The organism is Eikenella sp. NML120348, from assembly GCF_001648435.1.
Classification (GTDB): domain Bacteria; phylum Pseudomonadota; class Gammaproteobacteria; order Burkholderiales; family Neisseriaceae; genus Eikenella; species Eikenella exigua.
The window spans coordinates 156,440-175,728 of sequence record NZ_LXSP01000004.1 but is presented as its reverse complement, the minus strand read 5'-3'; the positions used below and the strand labels follow the sequence as shown (position 1 = coordinate 175,728).

The following is a 19,289-nucleotide window of genomic DNA, read 5'->3' as shown; positions in this document are numbered from 1 at the left end:
GCTACCTGAAAAGTATATTTGATGATGTCGAATCCATTGCACCCAGGCCAAACACTGGCCTACCTCCAAGCCAGCGCCCGCTTTATTGCCGAACCGCAGCAGCCTGATGCCGAGCTGCGCCGCCTTTTGCGCGAGCAATACGGTATTGATGCCCGCCGCCTGAGCCGTTTCACCCTGCTCGCCCTGCTCGGCGCCTTGCCGCTGTGCCAAGGGCTACCTGAAAACCCTGCCATTTATCTCGCCTCGCCGTTCAGCTCCCCCTCCCGCATGGCCGCGATGCAGCAAAAACTTACCGCCTGCCAGCCCTCGCCACTCGACTTCATGGCCAATCTTCACAACGCCACCACTTTCCAGCTGGCGCAAATCCTCGGCAGCAGCGGCAACAGCGTGTTTCTCGCCGCCGATGCCGACGATTACCTCAGCCCACTGTATGCCGCCCTGAATGAAATGCTTGCTATGCCGCAGCAAACCGTGCTGCTGGGCTGGACCTACGAGCAGGCAGGGCAGGGGGAGCAGGAAGGCAGCGTGTGGTGGCAAGTTTCAGGTAGCTTGTCACCCCAGTGGCACGGCTGGCGGATAAGCACCGCTGCAATCAATCACACCATCACCGTCATGCCGCACCAATTTGCCTTTCTGCCTGCGGCATTGGTCTTGGAAGAGCAGCTGTACGGCCGGGGCCGGCTTCTGCTGCCACCACACGGCATCTGGCCAGTGTTGCAAATAGAGACACTTTCTGCCAACAAGATAGAGTAGTTAAACTGATTAGAGACATTCCCGAACACCGCCTGTCTGTCAGCACACACAGCGTGATTGTGGATATATACGGTAAAGATGAGTGTGAAATTGAATTCGTGGGCGGAAACGGCGAAACCTTGGCCTTGCCCGTTTTAAACGGGCAGGCAGATTCTGAGCCGGAGTAGGGGGGGATATATAGCCCATCATTACACAGAGAATAGTGGGTAAAGTTCATCCTGCCAACATAATAAGGCTACCTGAAAGCTCCAGCTTCTACGAAGCTAAATTTCAGGTAGCCTTTTATGTTAGTTTGGCCAAATAGCAGAGAAGGTTTGTAGCAGCCAGAAAGGCCATAGCTGAAGCACTCATACAAGGCGAACCAACGCAGTAGGATAGAGAAGTGCTTTAGCTATATACCTAAGGCCACAACTGCAACTTTTCCCTGCCCTCCCATTTACATAAAAACCTATTGCCATACTAAATTAGTTTCCATTACTATACACTAATAATACTGATTATCAATAGAACAACTATTTTTAAGGGGCACACTCATGTTTGTTTGTGTTTGTAATGCCATTTCCGACCGCCAGATTCAAGAAACCGTTGCCGCCGGAGCCACCAGCCTTACTGACCTGCAAAACGCCTTGGGCGTGGCCACCTGCTGCGGCTGCTGCGCCGATTTGGCCGTTTCCTACCTAGGCAACCACAGCGATAACCATCAGGCTGCTGCCGGCAAAAACAATCTGCAATAGCCGCAGTTTTGCCACCGTGCACCCAGCTCGGCCAACCCTGTCCACACATTGACACTGCTGCCGTATTACGGCAGCATTTTGCTTTTCAGGTAGCCTCAACAATACACATTATGGACTTATTCAACACCAGCTCCGTTACCTTCGAGCAGCCCACCGCCATGCTGCGCGCCTACCATGGCAAAGTAAAACGCTTCTGCGGCCAGCTGCACGCCCTGCCCGACTATCTGCAACAGCACGGCTACAACACTGTAGCTGAGCAAGCCGTTGCCCAAATCTGTCACTATTTCAACGTAGCCGCTCTTCTACACCACCAAGACGAAGAAGAAGATTTCTTTCCCCTACTGCTGCAATACGCCCCCGAAGCCAAGGTGCTGATCCAAGAATTGGAAAGCGAACACCAATCCCCGCACAGCAGCTGGGATTTGCTCAACCAACACCTAGCCTCCCTCGCCGACGGCATGCCGCCCAACCTCGAGCTCATCACACGCTTCACTGCCGGCTACGACTTCCACATTCCGCGCGAAGAGCAGCTGTTCGACCTAGGTGACCACAAAATCCCCGAAGCCGAACTGCACATCATCGGCAAGCGCATGGCCGCCAGGCGGCAAGGGTAAGGGCTGAGTACCGTTCGGCAGTAAGATTAAAAAGGCTACCTGAAAGTTTCAGGTAGCCTTCTTTATCAAAAGAACCAACCAAACTTAGCTGCCACAAACGCCACAGCAACCGCTTTCGGTGGTTTCGCCGTTGTTGTTGTCGGCATTGTTGAGCACCTTCAGCTCGGTATCATCCTGCACTTGCGGTGCATTGTTATCGGCGGATTCGGGCTGGAGGTTTTCGTTTTGGCTCATTGTTTTTCCTTTCATCGGATGTGTTGGCAGGAAAATAATACACCGTGATTTTAAAGCTGTTTGTCGGCAGCGGCCTCTTGCTGCTCTGATTCTTCTGCAGCCTGTGCGTTCAGCGGAACAGCAGCTTGGTCTTGCTCGGCAGCCTCATCTGCCAAAGCCGGAGCGGGTTCGGCAAGAGGCTGGTCAGTTTCGCCTGCATCTGTTGCCTCAGCGCTGCCGGCATCGGCGTCGTTGCCGCCACGCACATTGTGGCTGTAGTCTTTCGGCGGGCTGGGCTGCTTGCCCTCCATGATCTCCAGCACTTGATCGCGATCGATGGTTTCCCATTCCATCAAGGCCTTGCACATGGTTTCCATCTTATCGCGGTTTTCATCCAAAATTTTGTAGGCCACCGCATATTGTTCGTCCAAAATGCGGCGGATTTCGGCATCCACATCCTGCTGGGTTTTCTCGGAAATATGCTGCGAGCGGGTAATGCTGCGGCCAAGGAACACTTCGCCTTCGTTTTCGGCATACACCATCACACCCATTTTTTCGCTCATGCCATAACGCGTTACCATTTCGCGCGCTATCTGTGTGGCACGTTCGAAATCGTTGGACGCACCGGTGGAAATGCGGCCGACAAAAATGTCTTCGGCAATGCGTCCGCCAAACAGGATAGCCAGCTGGCTGAGCATTTGGTCTTTATACATCGAAATACGGTCGCGCTCCGGCAGCTGCCAGGTCAAGCCCAGCGCACGGCCGCGCGGCATAATGGTTACTTTATGCACCGGATCGGTAAACGGCAGGCTCTCGGCCACGATGGCATGCCCGGCTTCATGATAAGCGGTGGCGCGTTTTTCGTCTTCGTGCATCACCATGCTGCGCCGCTCGGGGCCCATATAGATTTTGTCTTTGGCATCTTCAAAGTCGCTCTGATCAACCTTGATTTTATTGCGGCGGCCGGCAAACAGCGCAGCCTCATTCACCAAGTTAGCCAAATCCGCACCGGAAAAACCGGGTGTGCCGCGCGCCAGCGACACCAAATCCACCGAAGCATCCAGTGGCACTCTCTTGGCGTGCACTTTCAAAATCTGTTCGCGGCCGCGGATATCAGGCAACGGCACCACCACTTGGCGGTCGAAACGGCCGGGGCGCTGCAAGGCTGGGTCGAGTACATCCGGGCGATTGGTGGCAGCAATCACGATAACCGTTTGATTGCTTTCAAAACCATCCATCTCCACCAGCAGCTGGTTCAAAGTCTGTTCGCGTTCATCGTTGCCGCCACCCAAACCGGCACCACGCTGGCGGCCCACGGCATCGATTTCATCGATAAAGATGATACAGGGCGCATTTTTCTTAGCCTGCTCAAACATATCGCGCACGCGGGAAGCGCCCACGCCCACGAACATTTCCACAAAGTCCGAACCAGAGATGCTGAAAAACGGCACGCCTGCTTCGCCGGCAATCGCCTTGGCCAACAAAGTCTTACCTGTACCCGGGCTGCCGGCCAGCAAAATTCCGCGCGGCACACGGCCACCCAAGCTCTGATAGCGGTTTGGCGCTTGGAGGTAATCCACGATTTCCTGCACTTCTTCTTTCGCCTCGTCGCAACCGGCCACATCGGCGAAGGTTACGCGGTTGGCATCTTTATCCAGCAGCCGAGCACGGCTTTTGCCGAAGGAAAACGCCCCGCCTTTGCCCCCGCCGCCGTTTTGCATGCGCAAAAAGTAAAACCAAGCGCCAATCAGCAACAGTACCGGCAAGAGGCTGGTGAAGAAAATATTGCTCCACAGGCCGGGTTTTTCTTCGGGGATGTATCGGAAATCAACGTTCTTGTCCTGCAGCATCGTCAGGAGTTTGTCGTCCATCGGCGCATTGGTATAGAACTTGGATTTGTCGGTGCGCTCGCCTTTAATCACATAACCGCTCAGCAGCGTGCCTTCAATATCCACCTTGGCCACTTCGCCTTTGTTTACCTGCTGGATAAACTGCGAATAGTTGATCAGCTGTTTGTCTTCCCTCTTGCCCAGCAACGTTTGGGCCGAGGCAAGCAGCACCCCGGCCAGAAACAGCCAAACCAAAATCGTCCTAACGGTGTTACGCACGGTAACAAGCTCCTAACTATATAAATGCCACAAATAAAAAACAGATGATAACCAGTACCTTGCCGATTTACCGCTTACTCCTGCCCAGCAGATACACTTCGCTGGAACGGCTGCGCGAGGCCTTGGGCTTGCGCACCTGCACTTGGGCAAACACCCCGCGCATGGCCTGCATATATTCCTGAAATCCCGCGCCCTGGAACACTTTCACCAGCATATTGCCGCCGGTTTTCAGATGCTCGGCGGCAAAATCCAGTGCCAGCTCGCACAAAACATAGCTGCGCGCCTGGTCGGTTACCGCATTGCCCGACATATTGGGTGCCATATCGCAAATTACAAGGTCTAGCGCGCGGCCTTCGAGCAAGTTTTCCAACTCTTCCAGCACCTCGTTTTCGCGGAAATCGCCTTGGATAAACGATACGCCCACAATCGGCTCCATCGGCAAAATATCCAATGCAAACACCCTGCCCTGCGACCCCGCCAGCTTAACTGCCACCTGCGACCAGCTGCCCGGCGCGCTGCCCAAATCGGCCAACACAGAGCCATTTTTAATCAACTTGTCTTTGTCGTTGATTTCCAGCAATTTGTATGCCGCCCGGGCACGATAGCCGTCTTTCTGCGCCTGATGCACATAGGGGTCGTTCACGTGCTCGTTCAGCCAGCTTTTGGAGGATTTGGAACGGGTTGCCATCATCAATCCCAATCAAAGAAACGGCCGCATTGTAGCCGATAAGGCTACCTGAAAACCACAATCGGGGTTCCAGGTAGCCTTCTGATGCGCTAATCCAAGGGCTCAAACATTAAAGCTTTCGCCGCAACCGCATTCGTTTTTCACGTTCGGGTTGGCGAATTTGAAGCCCTCCTGAAGGCCTTCTTTGGTGAAGTCCAACTCGGTGCCGTCGAGATAGATATGGCTTTTCGGATCAACCAATACTTTTACGCCGTGCCCTTCAAACACCAGATCATCGGGCAGTATTTCATCGGCAAATTCCAGCGTGTAGGCCATGCCGGAGCAGCCGCTGGTTTTCACGCCGATGCGGATACCTTCGCCTTTACCACGCTTGGTGAGGAAGCTGCGGATGTGTTCGGCAGCGTTGGGTGTGAGTGTAATCATGGGGTTTCCTTTGTTTTAGGTTCTTAAGAGGCTACCTGAAAAACAATATCAGGTTTTCAGGTAGCCTTTTGTCGGTTTACTGCCCAAGCGATAGCGGTGGCTATGGCAGATTTGGCCTGCGGGCTGTTTTTCCAGCAACTGCTGCCGGTAAGCGCCGCGCCCTGCTCTAATACATCGGCAGCATCAGCGGCAGCCAGTTTGGCCACGTCGTCCAAACCCATTTGCTGTAAGCGTTGCAGCACGGTTTTGCCGATACCTTTTTCGGCGAGCAGGGATTGGGTTTCTTCTGGGGTAAACATAGGTTTATTCCGTATTGATGTCGGCAGGTTTTTTTGGGGCAGGCTACCTGAAAACCGTCATCAGACAGTAAAACGATCATACACGGCATCGATGCCCGAGCAGGCGCGTTGTCAGGAAACTCGGTTGCTATGAAACCATCAGTTTCAGGTAGCCTATTTCAGCTGGCTGTCCTTGCTGCCGCGCCGATTGTAGGCGGAGCGGAATTGCTGCTGTTTGTCGGCCTCTTCTTGGCAGGTAATGCACAACTGCACGCCGGGCAGGGCACGGCGGCGGGCTTCGGGAATGGGTTCGCCGCATTCGGTGCATTCACAGGCGCTTTCACCGGAGGGCAAATGTCGCCGGGCGGCGGCCAGCGCATCGTCTAAATTGGCATCAATTTACGCCTGTTCCGCGCCGTCGGGCGCCCAGCCACCGGCCATAGTTATACGCCTTTTTTCTTTTTATAATCGGCCACGGCGGCTTTCACTGCGTCTTCCGCCAAAATCGAGCAGTGGATTTTCACGGGCGGCAATTCCAATTCTTCGGCAATTTCGCTGTTTTTAATCGCCAGCGCGTCGTCCAGGCTTTTGCCTTTCACCCATTCGGTAATCAGGCTGGACGAGGCAATGGCTGAGCCGCAACCGTAGGTTTTGAATTTCGCATCTTCGATGATGCCTTGATCGTTCACTTTGATTTGCAGGCGCATCACGTCGCCGCAGGCGGGCGCACCCACCATGCCGGTGCCAACGTTGTTGTCGTCTTTATCAAGCGTGCCGACGTTACGCGGGTTTTCGTAGTGGTCAATAACTTTATCGCTGTATGCCATGATGTGTTTCCTTATTAAAAATTATGATGGTTTGTGATTGGATTAAGGCTACCTGAAAACGGAGTTTCTGCGAAGCTAAAGTTCTAGTTTCAACGAAATTAAAACGGGCAAAACAGATTCCTGCGAAGCTCAAATGGGGCGGCTAAATTTTGCACGCACCGCCTTCACAGCCGTCATCGTTGTTTTCAGGATCAGTGCCGCCTTCCACGGTGATACCATCGAAGTCTTCGAGTAGGGCATCCAAATTATCAAGGTCTAGTTCTTGGTCGTTCATGGTTGTGTTCTTCAAAGTTTAATGTGGAATTAAGGCTACCTGAAAAAAGGATTTTGCTATTGTTGGGTTTTTAACCCAACCTACTTGCTAGGATTGGTAGATAAATCTCAGCCAGCCTTCTCTTTGAGAGCAAATCAATGTTCTGCCCACTCTACCGTACTCAAATCAATTCCTTCCTTAAACATCTCCCACAGCGGAGAAAGCTCGCGCAGTTTGCCGATTTTGGATTTAATCAGTTCTGCTGCAAACTGCACCTCTTCTTCGGTGGTCATGCGGCCGAAGGTGATGCGCAGAGATGAGTGCGCCAGTTCGTCGTTGCGGCCGAGCGCGCGCAGGACGTAGCTGGGTTCGAGCGAAGCGGAGGTACAGGCTGAACCGCTGGATACGGCAAGTTCTTTAACCGCCATAATCAGGCTTTCGCCTTCGACAAAGTTGAAGCTGACGTTCAGGTTGTTCGGGGCGCGGTGTTCGAGGTCGCCGTTGATATAGACTTCTTCGATGTCTTCGATGCCTTTGAGGAAAATGTCGCGCAGTTTGGTGTAGTGCGCCATATCTTGCGCGAGTTCTTCTTTGGCGATGCGGAAGGCTTCGCCCATGCCGACGATTTGGTGGGTGGGCAGGGTGCCGCTACGGAAGCCGCGTTCATGGCCGCCACCGTGCATTTGGGCTGCGAGGCGGACGCGGGGTTTGCGGCGGACGTATAGTGCGCCGATGCCTTTGGGGCCGTACACTTTGTGTCCGGACATGGACAGTAAGTCGATTTTGGCGGCTTCAACGTCCACAGGTATTTTGCCGCAGGCTTGTGCGGCATCGACGTGGAAGATGATTTTGCGTTCGCGGCAGATTTCTCCGATGGCGGGGATATCTTGAACCACGCCGATTTCGTTGTTCACCCACATCACGGAAATCAGGATGGTGTCGGGTCGGATGACAGCTTTGAGTTCGTCCAAATCGATCAGGCCGTTTTCTTGTACGCCGAGGTAGGTGACTTCAAAACCTTGGCGTTCGAGGTCGCGCATGGTGTCGAGCACGGCTTTGTGTTCGGTTTTGACGGTGATGAGGTGTTTGCCTTTGGATTTATAGAAGTTTGCCGCGCCTTTGATGGCGAGGTTGTCGGACTCAGTCGCGCCGCTGGTGAAGACGATTTCTTTGGGGTCGGCGTTAATTAGGGCGGCGATGTTGGCACGGGCTTTTTCAACAGCTTCTTCCGCCGTCCAGCCGAATGTGTGGCTGTTGGAGGCGGGGTTGCCGAAGATGTCGCTCAAATAGGGAATCATTTTTTCGGCCACGCGTTTGTCTACGGGGCAGGTGGCGGCGTAGTCGAGATAGATGGGGGTTTGTTTGGCCATGATTTTCTCTGTTTGGTATGTGGTTGTGTAATTAATTCATAGCGGAAGCGCATTTCCAAAGCGGCTGGCTTACCCCCGCAGAAAGAAATAAGTGCCTTAGCTATAGTGGATATGGGTAAGGTCGATGGCGGCATCATGACAGGTAGTGGCTATGCCTTTTATCAAGCACATCTTGCAGGGAGATGCTGTTCAGGTAGCCTTGGATGGTTTGGTTGAGGTTCTCCCATAAATCATGCGTGAGGCAGGGCGTGCCGTGATGGCAGTTGGTTTGGCCGCCGCAGCGGGTGGCATCCAGCTTGTCTTCGGCGGCATAGATAATTTCGGCAATATTGATGCCGTCGGGCGGGCGGCTGAGTAAATAGCCACCACCGGGCCCGCGCACGCTTTCTACCAGCCCGGCGCGGCGTAGCTTGCCGAAAAGCTGCTCAAGGTAGGATAGGGAAATATTCTGCCGACCGCTGATGGCGTTGAGGCTGACGGGGTTTTCGTGCCCGTACAGCGCCAAATCAAGCATGGCGGTTACGGCAAAACGGCCTTTGGTGGTTAATCGCATAGGGCTATGGTCTTGTTGCATCAAGGGGATGCGGATTTTCCAATACCCAAGTAATTTAGTCAAGTATAGATACTGTCCGGCATGAAAGCAGGCTACCTGAAAATGACGTTTCGGCGCAGCCGAAGCAAAGTTTCTGCGAAGCTAAACCTGGCTCTGCCTTTTTCAGGTAGCCTTTGCATCATCGCAGGGTTATTGGGCTTTAGCCTGCCAAGTATCGCGCAAACCCACCGTTTTGTTAAACACGGGCTTGCCTTTTGCATGGTCTTTGCGGTCGGTCACGAAATAGCCCAGCCGTTCGAACTGCCAGCGGCTCTCCGCAGGCAAATCATTGGCGGCGGCTTCAACGTAGGCGGTGATTTCTTTAGCCGATTCGGGGTTGAGGAAATCGGTAAACGGCAGGTATGCGCCGTCCTCGCCGCGCACGGCATCAGGGCGGGGTTCGGTAAACAGGCGGTCGTACAGGCGCACGGTGGCGGGAACGGCATGTTCGGCCGAGAGCCAATGGATAACGCCCTTCACTTTGCGGCCTTCTGGGTTTTTGCCCAAGGTGTCGTAATCCAGGCTACATTTGAGCTCAACGATGTTGCCGCTGGCGTCTTTCACCACTTCGTCGCACTTCATCACATAGCTGTGGCGCAGGCGCACTTCGCCGCCGGGCGTCAGGCGTTTCCAGCCTTTGGGCGGGTTTTCGCTGAAATCGTCGGCTTCAATGTAGAGCGTAGACGAAATCGGCAGTTCGCGGCTGCCCATATCTTCGCGGTTCGGGTGATACGGCGCGATGCGGCTTTCGGTACGAGCGGCATCGTAGTTGGTGAGCGTTACCTTAATCGGATTCAACACAGCCATCATACGCGGGGCGGAGTTTTCCAGCTCTTCGCGAATCGCGCCTTCCAACACGCTCATATCAACGATGTTTTCAGACTTAGAAATACCGGCGCGTTTGGCAAACAGGCGCAGGCCTTCGGGCGTGTAGCCGCGGCGGCGCATACCGGAAATGGTGGGCATACGCGGATCGTCCCAGCCGGCAACGTGGCCGTCGGCAACCAATTGGTTCAGCTTGCGTTTGGAGGTGATGGAATACAACAGCTCCAAACGGGAAAACTCGTATTGGCGCGGGCGGGTGGGGTGTGGCGCGGGGATGTTGTCCAACACCCAGTCGTAGAGCGGGCGGTGGTCTTCAAATTCGAGCGTACACAAGGAATGCGTGATGCCTTCGATGGCATCGGAAATGCAATGCGTGTAGTCGTACATCGGGTAGATGCACCATTTGTCGCCGGTGTTGTGGTGATGGGCGCGACGGATGCGGTAGATGACGGGGTCGCGCATATTGATGTTGCCCGATGCCATGTCGATTTTCAGGCGCAGGGTTTTGCTGCCGTCGGGGAATTCGCCGTTTTTCATGCGCGTGAACAAATCGAGGTTTTCTTCGATGCTGCGCTCGCGGTAGGGGCTGTTTTTGCCCGCTTGTGTCAGCGTGCCGCGGTATTCGCGCATTTGTTCCGGCGTTAAATCATCCACATATGCTTTGCCGTCTTTGATTAAACCGACAGCATAGTCATGCAGCTGATCGAAATAATTGGAAGCGAAACGCGGCTCGCCCGCCCAATGGAAACCCAGCCATTCAACGTCTTCCTTGATGGCATTAACGTATTCGTCGTTTTCTTTTTCCGGGTTGGTGTCGTCGAAACGCAGGTTGCACAGGCCGTCGTAGATATAGGCCAAACCGAAGTTCAGGCAGATGGATTTGGCGTGGCCAATGTGCAGGTAGCCGTTGGGTTCGGGCGGGAAACGGGTTTGGATGGCGCTGTGTTTGCCGCTTTTGAGGTCTTCTTCGATGATGGTGCGGATAAAGTGGTTATCGGCGAATTGGTCTTTATTAAGCATGGTTTGGGCTACCTGAAAATAATGATGGTCGGGCGGATTTTACCTGAAAGCGCGGGCGGCTGTCAGATGCAGCGTTAGCTAAAATTTTTCAGGTAGCCTTTGATAACGCAGAGGCTACCTGAAAAACTCGAACCAAAACTAATCGGCCAGCGAAAAATTCGGATGCGCCAGCAACTCGGCTTTTTTGGCGGCGAAGCCTGCGGCATCGATAGCACGGGTTGCGTGCTCCAGCAGGCGCACGCGGAAGCCTTCGGCCAGCGCGTCGGCAATGCTGAAATACACGCAGAAATCAGCCGCCAACCCCACCACGTCAATATCGGTTACGCCGTGGGCGCGTAGGTAGGCGGCAAGCTGGGTGCTGCTACGGCGGCCGTTATCGTAAAACGCGCTGTAGCTGTCGGTGTGCTTGTCCATGCCCTTGCGGAATACGGCGGCGATGGGCGTGGTGTTGAGCTCGGGATGGAACGCTGCGCCGCTGCTGCCGGCAATGCAGTGATCCGGCCACAGCACTTGCTCCAAACCGTGCAGGTTTATGATGTCGAACGGTTTTTTACCGGCATGGGCGGAGGCGAAGCTCTCGTGCCCGGCAGGATGCCAGTCTTGCGAGGCCACCACCAGCGGATAGCCGCCGATAATCCGGTTTACCGGCTCGATAATGGCATCGCCTTCGGCCACAGGCAGGCGGCCGCTAGGCATGAAGTCGTTTTGGATATCGACAAGAAGAAGGGCTCGCATGGTTTTCTCCTAAGTTAAATAGCTTTCAGGTAGCCTTCTTGCAAACAGGCTACCTGAAAATCCGGCAAGCTACACGCCGCGCAGCAATTCGTTCACGCTGGTTTTTGCACGAGTTTGCGCGTCTACTTTCTTCACGATCACGGCGCAGTAGAGGCTGTGCGTGCCGTCTTTAGCCGGCAGGCTGCCTGACACCACCACCGAGCCGGCGGGCACGCGGCCGTAGTGGATTTCGCCGGTTTCGCGGTCGTAGATCTTGGTGGATTGGCCGATATACACGCCCATGGAAATCACGCTGCCCTCTTCCACAATCACACCTTCCACGATTTCGCTACGCGCGCCGATGAAGCAGTTGTCTTCAATAATGGTGGGCGCGGCCTGCAAAGGCTCGAGCACGCCGCCGATACCCACGCCGCCGCTCAGGTGCACGTTTTTACCGATTTGCGCGCAAGAGCCCACGGTGGCCCAAGTGTCCACCATCGTGCCCTCGTCCACATAGGCGCCGATGTTCACATAAGAAGGCATCAGCACCACGTTTTTGCCGATAAAGCTGCCGCGGCGCGCCACGGCGCCGGGCACGGCGCGGAAACCGGCTACCTGAAACTGCTGCGGAATCCAATCGGCGAATTTGGTGGGCACTTTGTCAAAATATTTGCTCACGCCGTCGCTGGACACTTCGTTATCGGCAATGCGGAAGGAAAGCAGCACGGCCTTTTTCGCCCACTCGTTCACTTTCCACTGCCCCACGCCCTGCCGCTCGGCCACGCGCAGGTTGCCGGAATCGAGCTGATAAATCGTATCGAGCACAGCTTCCTTCACTTCGGCGGAAACGTTGTGCGGAGTAATTTCGGCGCGCTGTTCAAACGCGGTTTCGATGATGTTTTGTAGAGACATGGTTTCTCCTTGTGGATGATGGGTGATACGGCGGATTCACTTTCCTTTTGCCGCGGCATGATAGCCCGCCCGGCATGAAAGCAGGTTTATCCGCCATAGAGTAAGCGGGAGGCTACCTGAAATTTTCAGGTAGCCTGTAATCTAAAACAGCCGATATTGTGCCATGTAACGCGCTTCTTGCGAACCGGTTTCGGCACTCACGCCTCCTTGCCGAACCACGCGCCCTGCTGTTGGAGCAGGCGCTGGCCGATGGGTTCGGCAAGTGTTTGTGCGGTCAGGCGGTTTAATTCAGCCTGGAAATCGTCAAAAGCCATCAGCTCCGAGCCGAAACGCACCAGATGCGGCGTGTCTTGCTGGCAATCAATCAAGGCGATGCTGCAGCGCTGCAAAAACGGCACGGCGTGGGCAAAGGCGATTTTCGAGGCATCGTTCTGCCAGGCAAACATCGACTCGCCGAAAAACACCCGCCCGATCTGCACGCCATAAAGCCCGCCGGCCAAAAGCAGATGCCCGCCCTCATCGGGATACCAGCATTCGAACGAATGCGCATGGCCGATGCGGTGCAGCTCGTTGTAGGCTACCTGAAACGCCGGTGCGATCCAGCTGCCGCCCTGATGCGGCCTGGGCGTGGCGGCGCAGGCGGAAATCACGGCGTGGAAGTTTTGATTGACCGTTACCGCATAATGCCAGTTGCGTATGGTCTTGGCCAGCGAGCGGCTGATGTGCAGCCGCTGAGGATGCAGCACCGTGCGCGGTGCGGTGGCAAACCAAAAAAACAGGCCATCCTCCTCAAACCACGGGAAGATGCCCTGTTGATAAGCCGCCAAAAGCCGCTGTGCCGTTAAATCCCGGCTCACTGCCACCAAGCCATCGTGTTCGGCAATGGCCAAGCGCGGGTCGGGAAACTGCAAACAGCCTTCCGGTAGCAAAGGAATATTTTGAGCCATAGAGGCTACCTGAAAATATTGCTGCCTGCTTTATAGAAGTGTTTCTACTGACAATTGCCGCACACACCATACAGATACAGCGCGTGGTCCACAATGAGGTAACCGTTTTCTTCGGCAATTTTGCCTTGCAAGTTTTCGATGGTGGGGTTGTGAAACTCGGTAACTTTGCCGCATTTCACGCACACGATGTGGTCGTGGTGGTCGCCCTTGTTCAGCTCGTACACCGCTTTACCGCTCTCGAAATGGTGGCGCAACAAAATATCGGCCTGCTCGAACTGGGTTAGAACGCGGTAAATGGTGGCCACACCGATTTCAACGCCTTCTTCCAAGAGGATGCGGTATACGTCTTCCGCGCTCAGGTGCTCTTCGGCATGGGTTTCAAACAAATCCAAAATCTTCAAACGCGGGCCGGTTACTTTCAGGCCGCTGCCTTTGAGTTGTGCAATATTGTTTTCCATGATGTATGATGTTCTGTCGCTCAAATTTGTCAGCAACCGTTATAATACGCATTTTTAAGGCACTTGCCCACCTTTAAATTACTCAGCCGGGGCGGTGCGCGATTTATCTTGAAAGGCATATTTGTGAATAAATCCGTTTATTTGGCCTTGGCTGCCTGCATCGGTTTGGCCGCGTGCAGCACCGAACGCCTCGCCCGCTTCCCCTCCTACAAGCTCACCATCGTGCAAGGCAACGAGCTCGATTTGCAGGCCGTAGCCTCGCTGCACCAAGGCTTGAGCAAAGAGCAGGTGCAGCACATTCTGGGCACGCCGCTGCTGCGCGACCCGCTGCACGGCAACCGCTGGGACTACGTTTTTGAAGTGAGCCGCGGCGGCAAAGTGCGCGAACGCAAAAACCTCACCCTGTATTTCGATGCGAACGACTCCCTGGTTAAAGCTGAAGGCGATGTGTTGGACGAATTGCGCAAGCAACAACAGCAAGCCGCACCTGCCGGCCAATCCGCACAATAATCCCGCTTGAGGAATATTACCCGCTTGAGGAATATTATGTCTGCCACCATTAGAGTTGCCCTGGCCGGGGTAAACGGCCGCATGGGCAAAGTGCTGGTTGAAGCCGTGGCGGCCAATCCGCACGCTGTGCTCACCGGCGCGCTGGAACACGAAGGCTCCGAAGCTTTGGGTTTGGATGCCGGCCATGCTTCCGGCTTGAAAACGGGCATAGCCGTCAGCAGCGACATCGATGCCGTGCTCGCCAACTGCGACGTGCTCATCGATTTCACTCGCCCCAATATTTCAGGTAGCCTTTTGCCCCGCTGCGCCAAGCGCGGCATCAAAATGGTTATCGGCACCACCGGTTTCGACGAAGCGGGCAAAGCCGCCATCGCTGCCGCTGCAGAACACACCGGCATTGTGTTTGCCGCCAACTTCAGCATCGGCGTAAACCTCACCTTCCACATTCTCGACACCGTAACCCGCGTGCTGAATGAAGGCTACGACATCGAAATCATCGAAGCGCACCACCGCCACAAAGTGGACGCCCCCAGCGGTACCGCCCTGCGTATGGGCGAAGTGATTGCCCGCGCCCTCGGCCGCAACCTGGCCGACTGCGCCGTGTATGGCCGCGAAGGCCACACCGGCGCGCGCAGCCCGCAAACCATCGGCTTTGCCACCGTGCGCGGCGGCGATATCGTGGGCGAACACACCGCCCTGTTTGCCGGCGAAGGCGAGCGTGTGGAAATCACCCACAAAGCCTCCAGCCGCATGACCTTCGCCGCCGGCGCCGTACGTGCTGCCGTGTGGCTGCAACAGCAACGCACCGGCCTATACGATATGCAAGACGTATTGGGCTTAAACAACCGTTAAACCTCATCCACACCACCCGAAAAGGAAAGCACATGACCCGCATGGTAAATTGCATCAAGCTGGGCAAAGAAGCGCCCGGCCTCAAATTCCCACCTCTGCCCAACGATTTGGGCAAGCGCATTTTTGAAAACGTATCGCAGGAAGCATGGGATGCCTGGACGCGCCACCAAACCATGCTCATCAACGAAAACCGCCTCAGCCTGGCCGACCCGCGCGCGCGCCAGTATCTGTCGCAACAGATGGAGAACTACTTCTTCGGCGACGGCGAAGCCGATGTGGTGCAAGGCTACGTTCCGCCTGCCAAATAAACCCATAGCTGTCCGCACAGCATTGAGGCTACCTGAAAACTCCCCCAACCCATTTTCAGGTAACCTTTCCTACCGAAACCCCGGCCCGCCATGATTCCCAGCGAATTCATCGACGAGCTGCTGGCCAAAACCGATATTGTCGACATCATCGACGAGAGCGTGCCGCTGAAGAAAGGCGGCGCCAACTACATGGCCTGCTGCCCGTTCCACAAAGAAAAGACTCCGTCGTTCTCCGTCAGCCCGAGCAAACAGTTCTATCACTGTTTCGGCTGCGGCGCACACGGCACGGCCATCGGTTTCGTCATGGAATACCAAGGGCTGGGCTTCACCGAAGCCGTGCAGTATCTGGCTGACCGTGCCAGCATGGTGGTGCCGCAGCAAAAAGGCCGGCAGGAAAGCCCCGAAGCGCGCGCGCGCCGCAAACAGCGCCAGCAAACCCTGGAAGAAACCACCGCCCAAGCTGCTGCCTTCTACACCCGCGAGCTTGCCGCCAACGAAGCAGCAAAAGGCTACCTGAAAAAACGCGGCCTCTCCAATGAAGTCGCCACCCACTACGGCCTAGGCTACGCGCCCGACAGCTGGCGGCCGCTGGCGCAAAGTTTCACCCCCTACCCTTCCGAAGCACTGGTAAACAGCGGCATGGTGATTGAAAAAGACGGCAGCCACTACGACCGCTTCCGCCACCGCATCATGTTCCCCATCCGCAACAGCAGCGGGCAGGTTATCGGCTTCGGCGGCCGCGTATTGGACGACTCAAAACCCAAATACCTCAACTCGCCCGACACCCCGCTGTTCGATAAAGGCAAAAACCTCTACGGCCTCTACGAAGCCCGTGCCGCTGTGAAAGAAGCCGGCCGCATCCTGGTGGTGGAAGGCTATATGGACGTGGTTGCGCTGGCGCAGTTCGGCATCGGCTACTGCGTGGCCGCACTGGGCACCTCCACCACCGCCGAGCACGTTAAAATTCTGATGCGCCAAACCGACAGCATCTATTTCTGCTTCGATGGCGATGCGGCCGGCCGCAAAGCCGCCTGGCGTGCATTGGAAAACGCCCTGCCCCAACTGAAAGACGGCAAATCGCTACACTTCCTCTTTCTGCCCGAAGGCCACGACCCCGACAGCTATGTGCGCGAACACGGGCGGGAACGTTTTGAAGATATGCTGCTGCACCAAAGCAAGCCGCTTTCCGCCTATTTTTGGGACGCGCTCACCGCCAAGCTCGATTTGCGCAGCCAAGAAGGGAAGGCCGAGCTGGTGAAAACCGCCACCCCGCTGCTCACCCAGATTACCGCCCCCGCTCTCGCCTTCCTGCTCAAGCAGAAACTGAGCAACTTAGTGGGCATCGATCCGGCCAATTTGGCGCATCTGATGGGGCAGGAAGTCCCCAAACGCCACGTTGCCCAGCAACGCTACACCCTGCCGCGCCAAACCTTCCGCCAGCCGCAAATGCTGAGCTTGGCGCAACAACAAATCCGCCGCCTATTGATAAATCCGCAATGGGCTACATATATCGACCTACCCGACCATCTGGAACTGGATGCCGACCTTGCCTGCCTGAGCGTCATGGCCGCCCATGTGCGCCGCAGCCGCTCGCCGCTATCCAGTGCCGGATTGATGGAAGCCATGCGCAACACCCCCTATTACGGCAATATCAGCCGCATCATGCAGTCCGGTACGGACAGCGCCCACTTTGAGGGGGATGGCGAATCCGACGCACTGAATTTCCAATCGGGTATGCAAAAATTGATGAACGCCTTGAAAACCCAGCAAGTTGAAGCGTTGAAACGCAAACGCATCGAACACGGCTTGAGCGATGACGAAACCAAACTGCTGCTGGAGCTTTTGAGGCGTCCTCCTGTCAACGGCACCATTTAGGCAATGCCGATTACACCGACCTGTGAACAACGAGAGAAACATGTCCGAACAGAACAACCCCGCCACCGAAGAACAAGACGAAAGCAACCGCCCGCTCACGCCGGAGGAGCAAAGGGCACGGCTCAGACAGCTGATTCTGCAAGGTAAAGAACGCGGCTACATCACCTACGCCGAAATCAACGACGCCCTGCCCGATGATATGTCGGATGCCGAGCAGATCGACAACATCGTCAATATGATTTCTGGCCTGGGCATTCAGGTAACCGAAGAAACGCCCGACAGCGAAACCCTGCTGTTGGCCGACAATACGGCCAACATGACCGACGACGATGCCGTTGCCGAAGCCGAAGCCGCCCTCTCCAGCGCCGACTCCGAATTCGGTCGCACCACCGACCCTGTGCGCATGTATATGCGCGAAATGGGGCAGGTGGATTTGCTCACACGCGAAGACGAAATTGTTATCGCTAAAAAAATCGAAACTGCCCTGCGTAACATGATTCAGGCCATCTCCGCCTGCCCCGGCTCGATTGCTGAAATCCTCGAACTGATTGAAAAGATTCGCAACGGTGAAATCCGGGTGGACGAAGCGGTGGAAGATATTATTGACCCGCACGAAGAGCTGCTTGATGAATTGGGCATCGGTGTGGGAAAAGCCGAAGAGGCGGCTCCCAATACCAATTTAGATGAAAACGAAGACAGCAATGCAGATGAAGAAGGTACTGAAGAAGATACTGGCGCCATCTCTGCCGCCAACCTCGAAGAGCTCAAGCAAAAAGTGTTGGCACACTTTGAAAACATCCAAGCTACCTATCAGAAAATGATTGCTGCGCTGCAAAAACACCACAGCCAGCACAAAACCTATCTGAACCTGCGCAACTATATTGCCGATCAACTGCTTAATGTACGCTTTACCACCCGCCAGATTGAAACTCTGAGCAACAATCTGCGCACTCGCGTAGACAGCATCCGCCGCCTGGAACGCGAAATCCGCGACATTTGCCTCAACCGTGTACACATGGATCGCGATTACTTTATCAACAATTTCCTGTCCAATATTACCGATTTAAATTGGGTGGAAGCCGAAATCAGCAAAAACCATGTGTGGAGCGAGGCCCTGAGCCGTTTCCAATATGCCATCATCGAAAAGCAGAATATTCTCATCGAACAGGAGAAACACGCGCAGATTTCCATTGCGGAACTGAAAAAAATCAGCAAAAACATGGTGGCGAACGAAAAAGAAACCGCCGCTGCCAAGCAAGAAATGATACAGGCCAACCTGCGCCTAGTAATTTCCATCGCCAAAAAATACACCAACCGCGGCCTACAATTCCTCGATTTGATTCAGGAAGGCAATATCGGTTTAATGAAAGCGGTGGATAAATTCGAATACCGGCGCGGCTACAAATTCTCCACCTACGCTACTTGGTGGATACGTCAAGCCATTACCCGTTCGATTGCCGACCAGGCGCGTACTATTCGCATCCCAGTGCACATGATTGAAACCATCAACAAAATGAACCGCATCTCGCGCCAGTATCTGCAAGAAACCGGTGAAGACCCAGACGCCGCCGAGCTGGCCGAATTGATGGAAATGCCGGAAGACAAGATCCGAAAAATCATGAAGATTGCCAAAGAGCCTATTTCTATGGAAACCCCTATAGGCGACGACGACGACAGCCACTTAGGTGACTTTATCGAAGACGTAAACAATATTGCCCCGGCCGATGCCGCCATGTATTCCGGACTACGTGAAGCCACCAAAGACGTTTTAGAAAGCCTCACTCCGCGTGAAGCCAAAGTTTTGCGCATGCGTTTCGGCATCGACATGAACACCGACCATACGCTGGAAGAAGTGGGCAAACAGTTTGACGTAACCCGTGAACGCATCCGCCAAATCGAAGCCAAAGCTCTGCGCAAACTGCGCCATCCCACCCGCAGCGACCGCTTGCGCAGCTTCCTAGACAGCGAGGAAAACAAGCAGTAATCCTTGCTAGGCCGGCGGCTTGTCGGTACAA

At 55.0% G+C, this 19,289-nt stretch carries 24 protein-coding genes; 9 read left to right on the top strand and 15 right to left on the bottom strand.

Annotation, left to right across the window (positions count from 1 at the left end; all coding sequences use genetic code 11):
• Positions 1-21 precede the first annotated feature (21 nt).
• From A7P99_RS10490 to A7P99_RS07930, 4 genes are all read left to right on the top strand, one after another.
• On the top strand, positions 22-753 hold the full coding sequence (locus tag A7P99_RS10490; protein ID WP_156499722.1) for a hypothetical protein: 732 nt from the start codon (positions 22-24) through the stop codon (positions 751-753).
• A 53-nt stretch (positions 754-806) separates the two neighbouring features.
• On the top strand, positions 807-920 hold the full coding sequence (locus tag A7P99_RS10710) for a hypothetical protein (protein ID WP_369799383.1): 114 nt from the start codon (positions 807-809) through the stop codon (positions 918-920).
• Positions 921-1,286: 366 nt separating this feature from the next.
• Complete coding sequence (locus tag A7P99_RS07935; protein WP_067441055.1) at positions 1,287-1,487, top strand: (2Fe-2S)-binding protein; 201 nt, start codon at positions 1,287-1,289, stop codon at positions 1,485-1,487.
• 110 nt (positions 1,488-1,597) lie between these two features.
• Positions 1,598-2,101: a hemerythrin domain-containing protein gene (locus tag A7P99_RS07930; protein ID WP_067528644.1), complete on the top strand. Its 504-nt coding sequence runs from the start codon at positions 1,598-1,600 to the stop codon at positions 2,099-2,101.
• A gap of 84 nt (positions 2,102-2,185) precedes the next feature.
• Here A7P99_RS07930 and A7P99_RS10260 read toward each other — a convergent pair whose 3' ends face one another.
• The 15 genes from A7P99_RS10260 to fur all read right to left on the bottom strand — a co-directional run bounded on the left by A7P99_RS10260 (position 2,186) and on the right by fur (position 13,765).
• Positions 2,186-2,335 (bottom strand): hypothetical protein, encoded by a 150-nt coding sequence (locus A7P99_RS10260; protein ID WP_167738608.1) that lies wholly within the window; start codon positions 2,333-2,335, stop codon positions 2,186-2,188.
• Positions 2,336-2,385: 50 nt separating this feature from the next.
• Positions 2,386-4,422, bottom strand: coding sequence for an ATP-dependent zinc metalloprotease FtsH (gene ftsH, locus A7P99_RS07925; protein WP_067447950.1), 2,037 nt, complete (start codon positions 4,420-4,422; stop codon positions 2,386-2,388).
• Positions 4,423-4,489: 67 nt separating this feature from the next.
• Positions 4,490-5,110 carry an RlmE family RNA methyltransferase gene (locus A7P99_RS07920; protein ID WP_067448208.1) on the bottom strand — a complete coding sequence of 207 codons (621 nt, stop codon included), beginning with the start codon at positions 5,108-5,110 and terminating at the stop codon, positions 4,490-4,492.
• 102 nt (positions 5,111-5,212) lie between these two features.
• Positions 5,213-5,533: an iron-sulfur cluster assembly protein IscA gene (gene iscA, locus A7P99_RS07915; protein WP_049257904.1), complete on the bottom strand. Its 321-nt coding sequence runs from the start codon at positions 5,531-5,533 to the stop codon at positions 5,213-5,215.
• A gap of 56 nt (positions 5,534-5,589) precedes the next feature.
• Entirely contained in the window at positions 5,590-5,832 is a 243-nt protein-coding gene (locus A7P99_RS07910) for a recombinase RecA (RefSeq protein WP_067528642.1), read from the bottom strand.
• 153 nt (positions 5,833-5,985) lie between these two features.
• Positions 5,986-6,210: a DksA/TraR family C4-type zinc finger protein gene (locus tag A7P99_RS07905; RefSeq protein WP_231863751.1), complete on the bottom strand. Its 225-nt coding sequence runs from the start codon at positions 6,208-6,210 to the stop codon at positions 5,986-5,988.
• A 44-nt stretch (positions 6,211-6,254) separates the two neighbouring features.
• Positions 6,255-6,638: a Fe-S cluster assembly scaffold IscU gene (gene iscU, locus A7P99_RS07900; RefSeq protein WP_067447952.1), complete on the bottom strand. Its 384-nt coding sequence runs from the start codon at positions 6,636-6,638 to the stop codon at positions 6,255-6,257.
• A gap of 142 nt (positions 6,639-6,780) precedes the next feature.
• Positions 6,781-6,912 (bottom strand): hypothetical protein, encoded by a 132-nt coding sequence (locus A7P99_RS10595; protein WP_255361152.1) that lies wholly within the window; start codon positions 6,910-6,912, stop codon positions 6,781-6,783.
• Between the two features lie 134 nt (positions 6,913-7,046).
• Entirely contained in the window at positions 7,047-8,261 is a 1,215-nt protein-coding gene (locus tag A7P99_RS07895; protein WP_067447954.1) for an IscS subfamily cysteine desulfurase, read from the bottom strand.
• Between the two features lie 133 nt (positions 8,262-8,394).
• Positions 8,395-8,814: a Fe-S cluster assembly transcription factor gene (locus A7P99_RS07890; RefSeq protein WP_067448210.1), complete on the bottom strand. Its 420-nt coding sequence runs from the start codon at positions 8,812-8,814 to the stop codon at positions 8,395-8,397.
• A gap of 189 nt (positions 8,815-9,003) precedes the next feature.
• Positions 9,004-10,698 carry a glutamine--tRNA ligase/YqeY domain fusion protein gene (locus tag A7P99_RS07885; RefSeq protein WP_067447956.1) on the bottom strand — a complete coding sequence of 565 codons (1,695 nt, stop codon included), beginning with the start codon at positions 10,696-10,698 and terminating at the stop codon, positions 9,004-9,006.
• Positions 10,699-10,836: 138 nt separating this feature from the next.
• Positions 10,837-11,433 (bottom strand): bifunctional nicotinamidase/pyrazinamidase, encoded by a 597-nt coding sequence (gene pncA, locus A7P99_RS07880; RefSeq protein WP_067447958.1) that lies wholly within the window; start codon positions 11,431-11,433, stop codon positions 10,837-10,839.
• Positions 11,434-11,502: 69 nt separating this feature from the next.
• Positions 11,503-12,324 carry a 2,3,4,5-tetrahydropyridine-2,6-dicarboxylate N-succinyltransferase gene (gene dapD / locus A7P99_RS07875; protein WP_067447960.1) on the bottom strand — a complete coding sequence of 274 codons (822 nt, stop codon included), beginning with the start codon at positions 12,322-12,324 and terminating at the stop codon, positions 11,503-11,505.
• 197 nt (positions 12,325-12,521) lie between these two features.
• Positions 12,522-13,271, bottom strand: a complete 750-nt coding sequence (gene aat, locus A7P99_RS07870) for a leucyl/phenylalanyl-tRNA--protein transferase (protein ID WP_067687148.1) — start codon at positions 13,269-13,271, stop codon at positions 12,522-12,524.
• Between the two features lie 44 nt (positions 13,272-13,315).
• The gene (gene fur / locus A7P99_RS07865; protein ID WP_185737504.1) at positions 13,316-13,765 is read right to left on the bottom strand and encodes a ferric iron uptake transcriptional regulator; all 450 of its coding nucleotides are present in this window, start codon (positions 13,763-13,765) and stop codon (positions 13,316-13,318) included.
• 87 nt (positions 13,766-13,852) lie between these two features.
• Here fur and A7P99_RS07860 point away from each other — a divergent pair, with 87 nt between their 5' ends.
• The 5 genes from A7P99_RS07860 (at position 13,853) to rpoD (ending at position 19,258) form a co-directional block, all read left to right on the top strand.
• Positions 13,853-14,239, top strand: a complete 387-nt coding sequence (locus tag A7P99_RS07860; RefSeq protein WP_067448212.1) for an outer membrane protein assembly factor BamE — start codon at positions 13,853-13,855, stop codon at positions 14,237-14,239.
• A gap of 36 nt (positions 14,240-14,275) precedes the next feature.
• Positions 14,276-15,091 carry a 4-hydroxy-tetrahydrodipicolinate reductase gene (gene dapB / locus A7P99_RS07855; RefSeq protein ID WP_067528636.1) on the top strand — a complete coding sequence of 272 codons (816 nt, stop codon included), beginning with the start codon at positions 14,276-14,278 and terminating at the stop codon, positions 15,089-15,091.
• 32 nt (positions 15,092-15,123) lie between these two features.
• On the top strand, positions 15,124-15,399 hold the full coding sequence (locus A7P99_RS07850) for an oxidative damage protection protein (protein ID WP_049257916.1): 276 nt from the start codon (positions 15,124-15,126) through the stop codon (positions 15,397-15,399).
• A gap of 90 nt (positions 15,400-15,489) precedes the next feature.
• A complete protein-coding gene (dnaG, locus tag A7P99_RS07845; protein ID WP_067447966.1) occupies positions 15,490-17,274 on the top strand; it encodes a DNA primase in 1,785 nt (594 codons plus the stop codon).
• Between the two features lie 40 nt (positions 17,275-17,314).
• Positions 17,315-19,258, top strand: a complete 1,944-nt coding sequence (gene rpoD / locus A7P99_RS07840) for an RNA polymerase sigma factor RpoD (RefSeq protein WP_067528634.1) — start codon at positions 17,315-17,317, stop codon at positions 19,256-19,258.
• The last annotated feature ends 31 nt before the right edge of the window (positions 19,259-19,289 follow it).